16 protein-coding genes, 1 tRNA gene, 1 rRNA gene, 1 other RNA gene and 1 other annotated feature are annotated in these 14,887 nt (G+C 36.9%); of the genes, 15 read left to right on the top strand and 4 right to left on the bottom strand.

Annotation, left to right across the window (positions count from 1 at the left end):
* Positions 1–6: 6 nt before the first annotated feature.
* Positions 7–122: ribosomal RNA gene (rrf, locus tag AC22L0_RS28850) — 5S ribosomal RNA — on the top strand.
* Positions 123–156: 34 nt separating this feature from the next.
* On the opposite strand, the gene AC22L0_RS28855 is transcribed toward rrf, so the two are convergent.
* Positions 157–1,158 (bottom strand): YaaC family protein, encoded by a 1,002-nt coding sequence (locus AC22L0_RS28855; RefSeq protein ID WP_000554288.1) that lies wholly within the window; start codon positions 1,156–1,158, stop codon positions 157–159.
* A 115-nt stretch (positions 1,159–1,273) separates the two neighbouring features.
* Between AC22L0_RS28855 and guaB the strand changes: the two genes are divergently transcribed.
* The 7 genes from guaB (at position 1,274) to AC22L0_RS28890 (ending at position 8,223) form a co-directional block, all read left to right on the top strand.
* Positions 1,274–2,737 carry an IMP dehydrogenase gene (guaB, locus tag AC22L0_RS28860; RefSeq protein WP_000264088.1) on the top strand — a complete coding sequence of 488 codons (1,464 nt, stop codon included), beginning with the start codon at positions 1,274–1,276 and terminating at the stop codon, positions 2,735–2,737.
* Between the two features lie 113 nt (positions 2,738–2,850).
* Positions 2,851–4,158, top strand: a complete 1,308-nt coding sequence (dacA, locus tag AC22L0_RS28865) for a D-alanyl-D-alanine carboxypeptidase DacA (RefSeq protein WP_125653127.1) — start codon at positions 2,851–2,853, stop codon at positions 4,156–4,158.
* 160 nt (positions 4,159–4,318) lie between these two features.
* Entirely contained in the window at positions 4,319–5,206 is an 888-nt protein-coding gene (pdxS, locus tag AC22L0_RS28870; RefSeq protein WP_000186165.1) for a pyridoxal 5'-phosphate synthase lyase subunit PdxS, read from the top strand.
* A gap of 18 nt (positions 5,207–5,224) precedes the next feature.
* Positions 5,225–5,815, top strand: coding sequence for a pyridoxal 5'-phosphate synthase glutaminase subunit PdxT (gene pdxT, locus AC22L0_RS28875; protein ID WP_000238783.1), 591 nt, complete (start codon positions 5,225–5,227; stop codon positions 5,813–5,815).
* A 54-nt stretch (positions 5,816–5,869) separates the two neighbouring features.
* Positions 5,870–6,091 (top strand) — a binding site (T-box leader).
* Between the two features lie 51 nt (positions 6,092–6,142).
* Complete coding sequence (serS, locus tag AC22L0_RS28880; RefSeq protein ID WP_000884186.1) at positions 6,143–7,417, top strand: serine--tRNA ligase; 1,275 nt, start codon at positions 6,143–6,145, stop codon at positions 7,415–7,417.
* A 154-nt stretch (positions 7,418–7,571) separates the two neighbouring features.
* A tRNA-Ser gene (locus AC22L0_RS28885) sits at positions 7,572–7,664 on the top strand.
* A 166-nt stretch (positions 7,665–7,830) separates the two neighbouring features.
* The gene (locus AC22L0_RS28890) at positions 7,831–8,223 is read left to right on the top strand and encodes a sigma factor-like helix-turn-helix DNA-binding protein (RefSeq protein WP_000364196.1); all 393 of its coding nucleotides are present in this window, start codon (positions 7,831–7,833) and stop codon (positions 8,221–8,223) included.
* A gap of 35 nt (positions 8,224–8,258) precedes the next feature.
* Here the strand turns inward: AC22L0_RS28890 and AC22L0_RS28895 are convergent, their stop codons facing one another.
* The 3 genes from AC22L0_RS28895 to AC22L0_RS28905 all read right to left on the bottom strand — a co-directional run bounded on the left by AC22L0_RS28895 (position 8,259) and on the right by AC22L0_RS28905 (position 10,230).
* Positions 8,259–8,927 carry a deoxynucleoside kinase gene (locus AC22L0_RS28895; protein ID WP_001053585.1) on the bottom strand — a complete coding sequence of 223 codons (669 nt, stop codon included), beginning with the start codon at positions 8,925–8,927 and terminating at the stop codon, positions 8,259–8,261.
* Between the two features lie 2 nt (positions 8,928–8,929).
* Positions 8,930–9,565: a deoxynucleoside kinase gene (locus AC22L0_RS28900; RefSeq protein ID WP_087965313.1), complete on the bottom strand. Its 636-nt coding sequence runs from the start codon at positions 9,563–9,565 to the stop codon at positions 8,930–8,932.
* A gap of 125 nt (positions 9,566–9,690) precedes the next feature.
* Positions 9,691–10,230: a cysteine hydrolase family protein gene (locus tag AC22L0_RS28905; protein WP_000798712.1), complete on the bottom strand. Its 540-nt coding sequence runs from the start codon at positions 10,228–10,230 to the stop codon at positions 9,691–9,693.
* A gap of 109 nt (positions 10,231–10,339) precedes the next feature.
* On the opposite strand from AC22L0_RS28905, the gene tadA reads away from it, so the two are divergent.
* The 7 genes from tadA (at position 10,340) to AC22L0_RS28940 (ending at position 14,635) form a co-directional block, all read left to right on the top strand.
* Positions 10,340–10,840: a tRNA adenosine(34) deaminase TadA gene (tadA, locus tag AC22L0_RS28910; protein ID WP_000434332.1), complete on the top strand. Its 501-nt coding sequence runs from the start codon at positions 10,340–10,342 to the stop codon at positions 10,838–10,840.
* Positions 10,841–10,919: 79 nt separating this feature from the next.
* An RNA gene (gene ffs / locus AC22L0_RS28915) (signal recognition particle sRNA large type) lies at positions 10,920–11,184 on the top strand.
* 132 nt (positions 11,185–11,316) lie between these two features.
* The gene (dnaX, locus tag AC22L0_RS28920) at positions 11,317–13,005 is read left to right on the top strand and encodes a DNA polymerase III subunit gamma/tau (protein WP_000121575.1); all 1,689 of its coding nucleotides are present in this window, start codon (positions 11,317–11,319) and stop codon (positions 13,003–13,005) included.
* Positions 13,006–13,030: 25 nt separating this feature from the next.
* Complete coding sequence (locus tag AC22L0_RS28925) at positions 13,031–13,357, top strand: YbaB/EbfC family nucleoid-associated protein (protein WP_014894853.1); 327 nt, start codon at positions 13,031–13,033, stop codon at positions 13,355–13,357.
* 14 nt (positions 13,358–13,371) lie between these two features.
* The gene (gene recR, locus AC22L0_RS28930) at positions 13,372–13,968 is read left to right on the top strand and encodes a recombination protein RecR (protein WP_000559169.1); all 597 of its coding nucleotides are present in this window, start codon (positions 13,372–13,374) and stop codon (positions 13,966–13,968) included.
* Between the two features lie 14 nt (positions 13,969–13,982).
* On the top strand, positions 13,983–14,204 hold the full coding sequence (locus AC22L0_RS28935) for a YaaL family protein (RefSeq protein ID WP_000466019.1): 222 nt from the start codon (positions 13,983–13,985) through the stop codon (positions 14,202–14,204).
* 161 nt (positions 14,205–14,365) lie between these two features.
* On the top strand, positions 14,366–14,635 hold the full coding sequence (locus AC22L0_RS28940; RefSeq protein ID WP_001089273.1) for a pro-sigmaK processing inhibitor BofA family protein: 270 nt from the start codon (positions 14,366–14,368) through the stop codon (positions 14,633–14,635).
* Positions 14,636–14,887 lie beyond the last annotated feature (252 nt).

Below are 14,887 nucleotides of genomic sequence, written 5' to 3' on the forward strand. Positions count from 1 at the left end.
TCATAGTTTGGTGATGATGGCAGAGAGGTCACACCCGTTCCCATACCGAACACGGAAGTTAAGCTCTCTAGCGCCGATGGTAGTTGGGACCTTGTCCCTGTGAGAGTAGGACGTCGCCAAGCAAGTAAAAACACAAGTCATTTGACTTGTGTTTTTTTATTTCCCATGAAATAGATTTGGTTCCATTAATAAAAAATTTGAAATATAGTAAGGGATTTTTTGAGCAGAAATACTTAGAAATTGATAAATAAATGGATAATCTTCAGAACTATAACTGCCAAGTAAGTCATACCACCAATCTGTTTCATACCTAGAAATCATGCTTAAATTATAGAGTAATAAATAATGAATGAGGAGTTCAGGTAATATTGGCTTAGGATTTCTAGGATCAGTCGTAAGTGGCAAATAATAAGTATTAGTAAGATGTTCATAGTATAAAGGAGTACTGTACATAGGATTCCATGATTGAATGGGCGCCGTAAAAAGTAAATTCGATTCATTAGTCTTCTCAGGTACGTGCTGTATTGATAAATGCTTACAAGATGTTTCAATGTAACGAGAAAATCTCTCTTTAGTCATATGTAATCGATCTAGTAGGTTGACTGAAAAGGAGAGCTCATTTTTAATTGTTGAATCGATTTTATATAAAGTTGATCCTTTTTGACTATAACGAAATAAATTTTGTAATTCTGGAATATTTCCCATTAGTTCTAACATGTTAAATTTTTCTGCTTCTAAGTGTTTCATGTGAAACAGTTGTTCTGCAACATGAGTAAATAATCCGTTTTTTTGTACCTTCACCTCATCTTCTAAAAATTGATACCCTTGTTTTTTTCGTTTGCGAGTTGTAACGCCATGAGCTAAAACAGTAGTGGATTCAGGATAGTTAGGGTCAATAGTTAGTAGGCATGCTTTAAAAAGTTGACTAATTCCATAAAATAACAACATTGGTTGAATGGAAAATGGAGCTGTCTTATATAATTCATAATAATTTTTCCCGTGTTCTAAGTAATAAATAAAGGGATAACAATTTTCAAAACTTTTTTTTTCGGCATCCTGAATAGAGGATTTTTCGTAACAACGGGCAAGATAACGTTGTACGTTTTGAGATGAAAAAAAGAAACTTAACTGCTGCCAAGTACAAGATGTTTGATGCATATATTACGCTCCTTTTATTGTCTAAAAATTCTAACATATATATACGTCCTTGACAGTATTTTAACCAATTGATAAGCTACTAATAATAATTTCTGGTATCATAGGGGGAACAATTATGTGGGAATCTAAATTTGTTAAAGAAGGTTTGACTTTTGATGATGTATTACTTGTACCAGCTAGGTCAGATATATTACCAAGAGAAGTAAGTGTTAAAACAGTTTTATCTGAAAGCTTACAGCTAAACATCCCGTTAATTAGTGCAGGAATGGATACAGTAACAGAAGCTGACATGGCTATTGCAATGGCTCGCCAGGGTGGTTTAGGAATTATTCATAAGAATATGTCTATTGAGCAACAAGCAGAGCAAGTTGATAAAGTAAAGCGCTCTGAAAGCGGCGTTATTTCAGATCCTTTCTTCTTAACTCCAGAACATCAAGTATATGATGCAGAACATCTTATGGGAAAATATCGTATCTCAGGTGTACCGGTTGTAAATAATTTAGATGAGCGAAAATTAGTTGGTATTATTACAAACCGTGATATGCGCTTCATCCAAGACTACTCAATCAAAATTTCTGACGTAATGACAAAAGAACAATTAATTACAGCTCCAGTTGGTACTACACTGGAAGAAGCTGAAAAGATCCTACAAAAGTATAAAATTGAAAAACTCCCTCTTGTTGATAATAACGGTGTATTACAAGGGCTTATTACAATAAAAGATATTGAAAAAGTAATTGAATTCCCAAACTCTGCTAAAGATAAGCAAGGACGCTTATTAGTTGGAGCAGCAGTTGGTGTAACAGCGGATGCTATGCTTCGCATCGATGCATTAGTAAAAGCTAGTGTAGATGCAATTGTACTTGATACAGCACATGGGCATTCTAAAGGTGTTATTGATAAGGTAAAAGAAGTTCGTGCTAAATATCCATCACTAAATATTATCGCTGGAAATGTTGCTACTGCTGAAGCAACGAAAGCACTAATTGAAGCTGGTGCAAACGTAGTTAAAGTTGGTATTGGACCAGGTTCTATTTGTACAACACGCGTTGTAGCCGGTGTTGGTGTACCACAATTAACTGCGGTTTATGATTGTGCAACAGAAGCTCGTAAACACGGCATTCCAGTTATTGCTGATGGCGGTATTAAGTACTCTGGTGATATGGTGAAAGCTTTAGCGGCAGGAGCACATGTTGTTATGCTAGGTAGCATGTTTGCAGGTGTTGCAGAAAGCCCTGGAGAAACTGAAATTTACCAAGGTCGTCAATTTAAAGTGTATCGTGGTATGGGTTCTGTCGGTGCGATGGAAAAAGGAAGTAAAGATCGTTACTTCCAAGAAGGCAATAAAAAACTTGTCCCAGAAGGTATTGAAGGACGAGTACCATATAAAGGGCCTTTAGCAGATACAGTTCACCAATTAGTTGGTGGCTTACGTGCAGGTATGGGATATTGCGGAGCACAGGATTTAGAATTCTTACGCGAAAATGCACAATTCATTCGTATGTCAGGTGCTGGCTTACGTGAAAGTCATCCTCATCACGTACAAATTACAAAAGAGGCTCCAAACTACTCATTATAATGTCTTATATACAAATAGACAGAGATTTGATATCTCTGTCTATTTTTTTTTGATTATGTTAGAATAACGGTTATGTGAGTACATAGATATTGGGGGTAGCAAAAGTGAAAGGTATGTTTTGCAAAAGATTCATTGCTTTGGTAACAGTGCTTACACTAGCTTGTAGCATTTTTATGCCATATAGCAATGCATCAGCTGAAACAGGAGCCGCTTTAAACATTGAAGCAGGTGCGGCAATTTTAGTAGAAGCGAATTCTGGGAAAATTTTATATCAAAAGAATGCAGATGAATTATTATCCATTGCTAGTATGACAAAGATGATGAGTGAATATTTAGTTCACGAAGCAGTGGATAAAGGAAAACTTAAGTGGGACCAGAAAATTAAGGTTTCTGAATATGCATATAAGGTTTCACAAGATGCTTCATTATCAAATGTTGCATTAGAAAATGGTGGCTCTTATACAGTAAAAGAGTTATACGAGGCAATGGCAATCTTTTCTGCAAATGGTGCAACAATTGCATTAGCAGAAGCAATTGCAGGTAAAGAAGTAGACTTCGTAAAAATGATGAATGATAAATCGAAAGAACTAGGGTTGAAAAATTATAAATTTGTCAATTCTACAGGTTTAACGAATAAAGATTTAAAGGGAATGCATCCTGAAGGAACAACAGCGGATGAAGAAAATAAAATGTCTGCAAAGGATGTTGCAACTTTAGCACAACATTTAATTAAAGATTATCCAAAAGTGTTAGATACAGCAAAAATCCCTAAAAAAGAATTCCGTCCAGAAAAAGAGAAGTTTGCAATGTCGAACTGGAACTGGATGTTAAAGGGCTTAGTTAAAGAATATGATGGCGTAGACGGCCTAAAAACAGGCTCAACTCCAGAGGCAGGAGATTGCTTCACTGGTACGGTTGAAAGAAACGGAATGCGTTTTATTTCTGTAGTTATTAAAACAAGTTCTCATACAGCACGTTTTGATGAAACAAAGAAGCTATATGATTATGGATTTGCTAACTTTGAAGTAAAACAAATGTATAAAAAAGGTTCTTCAGTAAAAGGACAAGAAACAGTACGAGTAGAAAATGCGAAAGATAAAGATGTAGCAGTTCAAACGAAACAGGCTATTTCACTTCCAGTGCCAAAAGGAAGTAAAGATGTTTATAAAACGGAATTAAAAGAATCAAGCAAGGGACAAGAAGCACCTATTAAAAAGGGAGCTGCGCTTGGTCAAATGGTAATTACGCCAAAAGATACAAACGACCCTGGATTTTTAACTGGTAAGTCACTGCAAGTGGATCTTGTAACAACATCTGAAGTAGAAGAAGCAAACTGGTTTACTCGTGCTATGCGCGGAATTGGTTCATTCTTTAGTGGCATGTGGAATAGTGCTGTTGATACAGTAAAAGGTTGGTTTTAAAAGCTCCTCATGATAGGAGCTTTTTTTTATTCCTATTTTTCATACCGACTTTATGAAAAAGTAGTAGACAAGCATCTGATAGTTAGTGGTAGAATGTAAGAGTATTCTTAATTTTCGCCTTTAACGGGGGAAAGCAATTCACCTAGGGGGGTTTTTGTACATGACAAATGTAACAGGGACAGAACGTGTAAAACGTGGAATGGCAGAAATGCAAAAAGGCGGCGTTATTATGGACGTAGTTAACGCTGAACAAGCAAAAATTGCAGAAGAGGCAGGCGCAGTTGCCGTTATGGCATTAGAGCGTGTACCAGCAGATATTCGTGCAGCAGGTGGCGTTTCTCGTATGGCAGACCCAACAATTGTTGAAGAAGTTATGGGTGCGGTGTCAATTCCGGTTATGGCAAAATGCCGTATCGGTCACCTTGTAGAAGCACGTGTATTAGAATCATTAGGGGTAGACTATATCGATGAGAGTGAAGTATTAACTCCTGCTGATGAAGTATACCATTTAAATAAACGTGATTACACAGTTCCATTTGTATGTGGTTGCCGTGATATCGGAGAAGCTGCACGTCGTATTGCAGAAGGTGCATCTATGCTTCGTACAAAAGGTGAACCAGGAACAGGAAACATTGTAGAGGCAGTGCGTCATATGCGCCAAGTCAATGCAGAAATCCGTCAAGTTGCGAGTCTACGTGAAGATGAGTTAATGACATATGCAAAAAATACTGGCGCTCCTTACGAAGTATTACTTGAAATTAAACGTCTTGGTCGCTTACCAGTTGTAAACTTTGCGGCAGGTGGTGTAGCAACACCAGCAGATGCAGCATTAATGATGCAACTTGGTGCTGATGGGGTATTTGTTGGATCTGGTATCTTCAAATCAGAAAACCCAGAGAAATTTGCACGTGCAATCGTTGAAGCAACGACTCATTATGAAGATTACGAACTAATTGCAAGCCTTTCTAAAGGATTAGGTAATGCAATGAAGGGTGTCGAAATTTCAACGTTATTACCAGAACAACGCATGCAAGAGCGTGGATGGTAATTAAAGGAGAACTTTAAAATGGTGAAAATCGGTGTACTAGGTCTTCAAGGTGCAGTTCGTGAGCATGTAAAATCAGTTGAAGCAAGTGGTGCAGAAGCTGTTGTTGTAAAGCGTATAGAGCAACTTGAAGAGATTGATGGTCTTATTTTACCAGGCGGTGAAAGTACAACAATGCGCCGTCTTATTGATAAGTATGCTTTCATGGAACCACTTCGTACATTTGCAAAGTCTGGTAAACCAATGTTTGGTACATGTGCAGGGATGATTCTTCTTGCGAAAACACTTATTGGCTATGAAGAAGCACATATTGGTGCTATGGATATTACAGTTGAGCGCAATGCGTTCGGACGCCAAAAGGATAGTTTTGAAGCTGCGCTTTCAATTGAAGGCGTGGGTGAAGACTTCATTGGTGTATTTATCCGTGCGCCGTATGTTGTAGAAGTAGCTGATAATGTTGAAGTGCTTTCTAAGCATGGTGACCGAATGGTAGCGGTAAGACAAGATCAGTTTTTAGCTGCTTCATTCCATCCGGAATTAACAGATGATCATCGTGTGACAGCATACTTTGTTGAAATGGTAAAAGAAGCGAAAATGAAAAAAGTTGTATAAGTAACTTGCAACTTGTATAAGATTATAGTAAATTGATGGTAACAATTTTATAAAATAAGCGTGTTGATAGGAAATAGTAACAAATGTCGTTTCTTATAGAGAGTCGATGGTTGGTGGAAATCGATAGAAACAGTTTGTGAATCCATCCTGGAATGGAATGTGGAATATCTTTTGGATTAGTAAGCATTCCCGGTGAAGAGCCGTTATTTCTACTTGAGAGGAAAGCGGTAATGCTTTCAACTAGGGTGGCAACGCGGGTTAACTCCCGTCCCTTTATATAGGGACGGGAGTTTTTTGTGTTTTATAAAATAAAAGGAGGAGTATATAATGCTTGATATTAAATTTTTACGTACAAACTTTGAAGAAGTAAAAGCGAAATTACAGCATAGAGGCGAAGATTTAACTGATTTCGGCCGTTTTGAAGAACTTGATACGAGAAGAAGAGAACTACTTGTTCAGACAGAAGAATTAAAAAGTAAACGTAACGAAGTATCTCAACAAATTTCTGTATTAAAGCGCGAAAAGAAAGATGCAGAGGCTCTAATTTTAGAAATGCGTGAGGTTGGAGAAAAAGTAAAGGATCTTGATAACGAACTTCGTACAGTTGAAGAAGACTTAGAAAGATTAATGTTATCTATTCCAAATATCCCTCATGAATCTGCTCCAGTTGGTGAAACAGAGGATGATAATGTAGTAGCACGTACTTGGGGAGAAGTGAAAGAATTTACTTTTGAGCCAAAACCACATTGGGATCTTGCTACTGATTTAGGAATTTTAGATTTTGAACGCGCTGGGAAAGTAACAGGAAGCCGCTTCGTATTTTACAAAGGTGCTGGTGCAAGATTAGAGCGTGCTTTAATTAGCTTTATGCTTGATCTTCATACTGATGAGCATGGATATGAAGAAGTATTACCTCCATATATGGTAAACCGTGCAAGTATGACGGGAACAGGACAACTTCCAAAGTTTGAAGAAGATGCATTCCGTATTGAAAGTGAAGATTACTTCTTAATTCCAACAGCTGAAGTACCTGTAACGAATATGCATCGTGATGAGATTTTAAATAAAGAGCAATTGCCTATAAGATATGCTGCATTTAGCTCTTGCTTCCGTTCTGAAGCAGGTTCAGCTGGTCGTGATACACGTGGTTTAATTCGCCAGCATCAGTTCAATAAAGTAGAGCTTGTGAAGTTCGTAAAACCAGAAGATTCTTATGAAGAATTAGAAAAATTAACAAATGATGCAGAACGCGTGTTACAATTATTAGAGTTGCCATATCGCGTTATGAGCATGTGCACAGGCGATTTAGGATTTACAGCAGCGAAGAAATACGATATTGAAGTATGGATTCCAAGCTATGGCACATATCGTGAAATTTCTTCTTGTAGTAATTTTGAAGCTTTCCAAGCGAGACGTGCAAATATCCGTTTCCGCCGTGAGCCAAATGGAAAACCAGAACATGTTCATACATTAAATGGATCTGGTCTTGCAATCGGACGTACGGTTGCAGCTATTTTAGAGAACTACCAACAAGAAGATGGTACAATTATAATTCCAGAAGTTCTTCGCCCTTATATGGGAGGAAAAACAGTTATTAAGTAAATTTAAACATTCATCGGTATGAGTGATTGGTAATTATGAGCGTTGTCAGTACTGTAATGTAGGAAGGGAAAAGTAAAATTTTCCTTTCCTCATAATTTATTTTAGTAGGGTTGACTAACTGTTTTTCTTTTGATATTATATTTGATGTCAATATGGAGGTATACCCAAGTCTGGCTGAAGGGATCGGTCTTGAAAACCGACAGGCGGCGAGAGTCGCGCGGGGGTTCGAATCCCTCTACCTCCTCCAGATATAATTGACAACAGCGCATATAAGTGGAGATTGGAGAACTCGTTACCAACACGTAACGAGTTTTTATTTTAAAACCAATCATAAAGTATGGTGTAAGGTAATTTTGTCCTTATTACACACTCATATTCCGATGATTATCTTCATAGATATGAAAGGAGTCAACATGGATCTTATTATACAAACGTTTCCTTTAGATGGAAAAACTTTATATTATGTACAATGTCCTGTCTGTAAGAACAATAGAATTTTAAACAGTGGTGCAAACGTATCACGCATTATTAGTGATGATACATTCCGTAAACTTTGTGGTTGTACTTGTGATGTAAAACAAGCTACGAGTAAAGTAGAGGCGCCAAAACAAGTTAAAAAAGCAGCTGTAAAGAAAGCGGCGGCTCCAAAACGTACAGGTAAAGTATTAACGGCAGTAATTAACGGGAAAGAAATGACTGTTAAAGAGATTGCTGAAGCATACGATATTAGTACAAGTACTGTTCGTCAGCGCATTAACGCAGGAAAACCTGAGAGTGAAATTATTGCTCCAACAAAGAAGAAGTAATTTAATAGGAAAACCCGTGCATATGCACGGGTTTTTTATTTTACAAGTTTACGTGTTTGTTTTAAAAAATGGCCAATTTTTTTAATGATTGGTTCGATTGAATCACCATCTTTTAAAATATCGTACTCATTAATATTTAAGCGTAATACAGGGCATGAATTAAAGTTGTTAATCCAGTTTTCATAACGTCCATGCATTTCTTTCCAGTACTCAATTGGTGTTTGCTGTTCCATTGGGCGCCCGCGTTCTTGAATACGATCGACAATATCATCGAAAGAACCTTCTAAGTAAATTAATAAGTCTGGATGAGGGAAGTAAGGAGTCATGACCATAGCGTCAAATAAACCTTTGTATGTTTCATAATCAGTTTCCGTCATTGTTCCTTTTTCATGATGCATCTTTGCGAAAATTCCAGTGTCTTCGTAAATGGAACGATCTTGAACAAAACCGCCACCATATTCAAAAATTCTTTTTTGTTCCTTAAATCGTTCTGCTAAAAAGTACACTTGTAGGTGGAAGCTCCAACGAGTGAAGTCCGCATAGAACTTGTCCAAATATGGATTGGAATCTACTTTTTCAAATGATGTGCGATAACCTAAAGCATTAGCTAATGCAGTTGTCATAGTTGATTTACCCACACCTACCGTTCCGGCGATAGTGATTACTGCGTCATTGGGTATATCATATTTTTGCCTTAAATTCATTATTATTTCGACTCCTTTAAGAGAGTATTTTGAAGGGCAGATAGGATGACGTTTAAATCATCAGGATTTTTTACAAAATCCATATCGTCTCCATTAAATTTCAATACTGGTATTTCCGGATGATCTTTTTTAAAAGCATCCATTGCTGTTTCATAATCTTTTGTGAGCTGTAGTAAGTAATTTGGATCCATGTTTTTTTCAAATTCTCTTCCGCGCATGGCGATTCGTTTTTGCAATGTTTCTAGGCTAGCTGTTAAATAAACAATGACATTTGGCACAGGCATATCTTGTGTAAGGATACGATAAATTTGCATGTATTTGTCATATTGGGAGTCTTTTAATGTGCGGGATGCAAAAATTAAATTTTTAAAGATATGGTAATCCGCTACTACTGGTTTCCTTTGATTCAAATACTTTATGTTAATGTCTTCTAATTGTTTGTATCTATTACAAAGAAAGAACATCTCTGTTTGAAAACTCCATTCGTCGATGTCTTCATAGAACTTTCCTAAAAAGGGATTTTCATCAACAATCTCTTTTAGTAAGTGGAGTTGCATGTGAGTTGAAATTTTCTTCGCAAGTGAAGTTTTTCCAACACCAATTGGTCCTTCAACCGTGATAAATGGTACTCCGGTCACGCTGTTTCCTCCTTTCAATCAGTGATTTACCGTGACTACTAAAAACACAAAACAGAATTATTGTAGCACAAGAGGGAAGCGAGCGGGTTAATTTGATATAAAAAGTTAGAAAATAGATATATGTATTAATTAAATTTTATTTTGGTTGATGATGTTATAGTTGCTTTCAATGTAGTTTCCATTATTTTTAAAGCATGTATATTATCTTGGTCGTTGTTAGAGGCGATACAATCCTCTGGTACATACAATGTATAATTTCTCATATGAGCATCATTAGCTGTAAATAGGATACATATATTTCCGGCAACCCCTGTTAATATTAGATTTTCTATTTTTAAATAACCTAGTAATGAATTTAAAGGTGTTTCATAAAAAGCGGAATAATGTGGTTTAATAAAAATGTAATCATCAGAACTTGGAGCAATCTTATGGATTATGTTTTCGCTATATTCATTTGTACAATGAGTAATAAGTTGGTCGATATCAGATCTCCACAGTTGATAATGGTCATTAACGTAAATTATAGGACAGCCGAAGGATTTCATTTTTTTCTTTAATTGTAAAATAGGGTTTGTTATAATTTCACATTTTTTAGCTAGAATGGGTCCGTGGGAAAATTGAAAGTCATTAATCATATCGATAATGAGCAAGGCGGTATTTTTCATATGTAATCCCCTCTCTTTTTTCTTTTAGGGTGGATTGAATTTGTAAAAGTTATCCCCTGTGTAGTAAATGGAAATAAGTGTACTTTATTTGTAATGAAAGGACTATGTTATGGAACAAGATCAAGATATTTATTTTATGCAATTAGCGATAGAAGAAGCTAAAAAGGCAGAGGAAATACAGGAAGTACCAATTGGAGCAGTTATAGTGTTAGATGGTGAGGTAATTAGTGTTGCCCATAATTTAAGGGAAACTGAGCAGAGATCAATAGCTCATGCTGAGTTGCTAGCGATAGATGAGGCGTGTAAAAAATTAGGGACATGGCGTTTAGAAGATGCAACATTGTATGTAACATTAGAACCTTGTCCAATGTGTGCAGGTGGAATTGTTTTATCACGAGTGAAGCGAGTTGTATATGGTGCAAGTGATCCGAAGGGCGGATGTGCAGGGACATTGATGAATCTTTTAACGGATGAACGCTTCAATCATCAATGTGAAGTAGTATCTGGTGTACTAGAGGAAGAATGCGGTACGTTGTTAACAAGCTTTTTTAGAGAGCTTCGTAAAAAAAGAAAAGCAATAAAAAAATTAGAGAAGAATACTGGGAACTAACGTATTTGCATTTTATAAAGAAACAAGTTATACTGATAATGCCTTTAATGAAGGCAACCGAATATTGGTTTTAACTTTGCCGTGCTAAGCGGGGAGGTAGCGGTGCCCTATACTCGCAATCCGCTCTAGCGAGGCCGAATCCCCTCTCGAGGTTATGTTGCTGTAAGGTCTGCCTTAAGTAAGTGGTGTTGACGTTTGGGTCCTGCGCAACGGGACCCCGTGAACCTTGTCAGGTCCGGAAGGAAGCAGCAATAAGCGGGTCTTCTCGTGTGCCGCAGGAGTGCCTGAACCGAGCTAACTGCTTGAGTAACGCTTATGGTACGTAATCGACGGAGGGTGCACGGCAGTTATATATGTATACAAAACTCACCTTAATACAAAGGTGAGTTTTTTGTATAGAAAATAACTTTTGGAATCTATAAACAGAATGGGTTATAATAAATGAGATAATAACCTTTGAGGGAGGCCGTATTTTCGTGTCATACCAAGCGTTATACCGAACATGGAGACCGCAAAAGTTCGAAGATGTAGTCGGTCAAAAGCACGTGACAAAAACGTTGCAAAATGCCCTTCTTCAAGAGAAAGTTTCACATGCTTATTTATTTTCTGGCCCGAGGGGAACAGGAAAAACGACAATTGCAAAAGTATTTGCAAAAGCAATTAACTGTGAACATGCTCCGGTAGCTGAACCTTGTAATGAATGTCCTTCTTGTTTAGGAATTACACAAGGATCCATTTCAGATGTATTAGAAATTGATGCGGCTTCAAATAACGGTGTAGATGAAATTCGAGATATTAGAGATAAAGTAAAATATGCTCCAAGTGCTGTAGAATATAAAGTATACATTATTGATGAAGTTCACATGCTTTCTATGGGTGCATTCAATGCGCTTTTAAAAACCTTAGAAGAGCCGCCAGGACATGTTATCTTTATTTTGGCGACAACAGAACCTCATAAGATCCCGCCTACAATTATTTCACGTTGTCAGCGTTTTGAATTCCGAAAAATATCAGTGAATGATATTGTTGAGAGATTATCAACGGTCGTGACAAATGAAGGTACGCAAGTGGAAGATGAGGCATTACAAATTGTTGCGCGTGCTGCTGAAGGTGGTATGCGTGACGCACTTAGTCTTATTGATCAGGCTATATCTTATAGTGATGAGACCGTTACGACAGAAGATGTATTGGCCGTAACAGGATCTGTTTCTCAGCAATACTTAGGCAATTTAGTAGAATGCATACGTGAGAATGATGTATCAAGAGCATTGCAAATCATAGATGAAATGATGAGTAAAGGGAAGGATCCAGTTCGTTTTATGGAGGATTTCATTTACTATTATCGTGATATGCTTTTATATCAAACTTCACCGCAACTAGAACATATGTTGGAACGAGTAATTGTAGATGATCAATTCCGTAAGTTGAGTGAAGAAATGCAACCGGAAGTGATCTATGAGATTATTCATACCCTTAGTAAGGGACAACAGGAAATGAAGTGGACAAATCATCCGCGTATTTTCTTAGAAGTTGTTATGGTGCAATTGTGTCAACAGTTTATGATGCAAGCAAATGGTACAGATCGTTTGCAAGCAATTATGAACAGGATGCAGCAACTGGAGAAAGAGTTAGAGCAAGTTAAAAAGAATGGTGTGCCAGCTGGTGTACAACAGGAAGTAAGAGAGACACGTGCAACACCAAAGCCGGTAAGAACAGGAAGTATGAAGATTCCTGTCGGACGTGTAAATGAAGTATTAAAACAAGCGAAGCGTCAAGATTTAGAACAATTAAAAGCTGTATGGGGTGAGTTGTTAGGAAGACTCAAATCATATAACAAAGTAGCGTTTGCTGTTTTACTAGAAAATAGCGAACCAGTGGCAGCTTCAGATGACACTTACGTTTTAGCATTTCAATATGAGATTCACTGTAAGATGGCGAGCGAAAATCGAGAAGCTATGGATACAGTAGAACAAGCTTTATTTGAATTGCTAAGTAAAAGGTTAAATATGATTGCCATTCCAAAAAGTGAATGGGGTAAAATCCGTGAAGACTTTTTACAACGTGAAGGTGGAGAGTCTGAAGAAAGCCCAGAGAAAAAGGAAGATCCTCTTATAGAAGAGGCAGTGAAATTAGTAGGGCAAGAACTCATTGAAATAAAAGAGTAATAATAATTAGGAGGAATTAATTATGATGCGTGGCGGAATGGGAAATATGAATAACATGATGAAACAAATGCAAAAGATGCAAAAGGACATGGCGAAAGCACAAGAAGAGCTTGGTGAAAAAACAGTTGAAGGTACAGCTGGCGGCGGAATGATTACAGTTATCGCAAATGGTCACAAGCAAATTCTTGAAGTGAAGATTAAAGAAGAAGTTGTAGATCCAGAAGATATCGAAATGCTACAAGACTTAGTATTAGCTGCAACAAATGATGCACTTAAAAAGGCTGATGAGCTTTCAAACTCTACAATGGGTAAATTTACAAAAGGCTTAAACTTACCAGGTGGAATGTTCTAGGAGGATATTGATACATGCATTATCCAGAACCAATATCAAAACTAATCGATAGTTTTATGAAGTTGCCAGGTATCGGACCGAAAACAGCGGTTCGATTGGCATTTTTCGTATTAGATATGAAAGAAGATGATGTGTTAGGTTTCGCGAAAGCACTTGTAAATGCGAAGCGAGATTTAGCGTACTGTTCTGTATGTGGACATATTACTGATCGTGATCCTTGTTATATTTGTAATGATTCACATCGAGATCAATCAGTTGTTTGTGTCGTACAAGAACCGAAAGATGTAATCGCGATGGAAAAAATGAAAGAGTATCAAGGTGTATATCATGTGTTACGTGGTGCGATTTCTCCTATGGAGGGAATTGGACCGGAAGACATTAATATCCCGCAACTCTTAAAGCGACTACATGATGAAACGGTACAAGAAGTGATATTAGCAACAAACCCTAATATTGAAGGGGAAGCTACAGCGATGTATATCTCCCGCCTCTTAAAACCTACAGGCATTAAAGTAACTCGTATTGCACATGGTCTGCCAGTTGGTGGAGATTTAGAATATGCAGATGAAGTGACATTATCCAAAGCGTTAGAAGGTCGCAGAGAAGTATAAGAGGAGAAACGAAAATGTTCTTTCAAAAAAAGGGTAAATTGCGTAAAGAGTATGACGATAAGTTAATTGTACTTTTGGAAAAAGTGAAGAATGAGTGGTTACGTCAGAAGAGAATGGTCGAACAAAGTGTAGAACCGTCTCAAGATGTCATTTGTTCTTTGAAAATAGCAGAGGCGAAATATTTCTTTTTGTTGAAAGAAGCAAAGCGTCGTCCTGTAAAAATGGAACAATGGTAAAAGGTTCTGCTTTCTAAGCAGGCCTTTTTATTTTATTTGTTAAATGCTGAGGTATCGTTTTATTTAGTTTATATAAAAGAGATGCTGCATATGATAACTGTTCTTTTTTATTGTCTTGTCCCATACAAATAGATGTATAGGTCATTCATAAGGAGGAAAAAATGAATTCTACAATTATTATTGTTGGCATTCTTACTTTAGTATTTATTTTTCTTGTTTTTGGTGTTGCCTCTAAGCCATTACGTTTTATAGGTAAGGTGATTTTTCATGTTACTTTAGGAATAGCATTGCTTTTTATCGTAAATGTTGTAGGGACATATTTTGATTTTCATATCCCGATTAACATGGGGACAGCAGCAATAACGAGTTTGTTAGGCTTACCGGGTGTGGCAGCATTAGTGATTATTAAGCTTTATATCATGCCAAGATAAAATTATTTTGGCATTTTTTTAAAAAGTGTTGACTATTAAATGATTAATATGGTAAATTAATAAGCGTCGTCAGCAACGAAAGAAAAAAGCTGTTGACAGATTTAACGAGAAGTGTTAAATTATAAAAGTCGCTGAAACGCGATATTGAACTTTGAAAACTAAACGAAACAAACAACGTGAAACGTCAATTTTTATTTTAGATGCTAGACAAACTAACTTTATTGGAGAGTTTGATCCTGGCTCAGGATGAAC

The organism is Bacillus sp. LQ01, assembly GCF_057624735.1.

Coding starts and splice junctions, on each gene's coding strand:
- pdxT (WP_000238783.1), top strand. CDS start 5,225: ATGGTGAAAATCGGTGTACTAGGTCTTCAAGGTGCAGTTCGTGAGCAT.
- AC22L0_RS28855 (WP_000554288.1), bottom strand. CDS start 1,158: ATGCATCAAACATCTTGTACTTGGCAGCAGTTAAGTTTCTTTTTTTCA.
- serS (WP_000884186.1), top strand. CDS start 6,143: ATGCTTGATATTAAATTTTTACGTACAAACTTTGAAGAAGTAAAAGCG.
- guaB (WP_000264088.1), top strand. CDS start 1,274: ATGTGGGAATCTAAATTTGTTAAAGAAGGTTTGACTTTTGATGATGTA.
- AC22L0_RS28895 (WP_001053585.1), bottom strand. CDS start 8,927: ATGAATTTAAGGCAAAAATATGATATACCCAATGACGCAGTAATCACT.
- dacA (WP_125653127.1), top strand. CDS start 2,851: ATGTTTTGCAAAAGATTCATTGCTTTGGTAACAGTGCTTACACTAGCT.
- AC22L0_RS28905 (WP_000798712.1), bottom strand. CDS start 10,230: ATGAAAAATACCGCCTTGCTCATTATCGATATGATTAATGACTTTCAA.
- AC22L0_RS28940 (WP_001089273.1), top strand. CDS start 14,366: ATGAATTCTACAATTATTATTGTTGGCATTCTTACTTTAGTATTTATT.
- tadA (WP_000434332.1), top strand. CDS start 10,340: ATGGAACAAGATCAAGATATTTATTTTATGCAATTAGCGATAGAAGAA.
- pdxS (WP_000186165.1), top strand. CDS start 4,319: ATGACAAATGTAACAGGGACAGAACGTGTAAAACGTGGAATGGCAGAA.
- AC22L0_RS28935 (WP_000466019.1), top strand. CDS start 13,983: ATGTTCTTTCAAAAAAAGGGTAAATTGCGTAAAGAGTATGACGATAAG.
- recR (WP_000559169.1), top strand. CDS start 13,372: ATGCATTATCCAGAACCAATATCAAAACTAATCGATAGTTTTATGAAG.
- AC22L0_RS28890 (WP_000364196.1), top strand. CDS start 7,831: ATGGATCTTATTATACAAACGTTTCCTTTAGATGGAAAAACTTTATAT.
- AC22L0_RS28925 (WP_014894853.1), top strand. CDS start 13,031: ATGCGTGGCGGAATGGGAAATATGAATAACATGATGAAACAAATGCAA.